This window comes from Micrococcus sp. GbtcB5 (assembly GCF_019091605.1).
Lineage (GTDB): Bacteria > Actinomycetota > Actinomycetes > Actinomycetales > Micrococcaceae > Micrococcus > Micrococcus luteus.
In genome coordinates this window covers 1-252 of record NZ_JAGXJK010000295.1, presented here as the reverse complement: position 1 = coordinate 252, position 252 = coordinate 1, and the positions used below count along the sequence as shown (strand labels likewise).

The window sequence follows — 252 nt, the reverse complement described above, 5'->3', positions numbered from 1 at the left end:
GCTTGTTGACCTGGTGCACGCGGATGCTGCCGCGGGTGCCCTTGCCCGCCGAGCCCGCCACGCGGCGGTAGCACGTGGACCAGCCCGCGTACCGGACGGGGGCGGACACGACCATGATCTCGCCCGCGTGGAAGCCGGCCAGGGCCACCTCGGAGGTGCCCACCAGATACAGGTCGTCGCGCCCGAGGCGGTAGATCTCGTCGTCGTGCTCGACGTCGAAGCCGGTGCCCTGCATGGTCTCCGGACGCACCA

General features: G+C 71.4%; 1 pseudogene. It reads right to left on the bottom strand.

The features are described from left to right. Positions 1–252: pseudogene (locus KVS67_RS12430) on the bottom strand (serine--tRNA ligase); the annotation flags it as partial.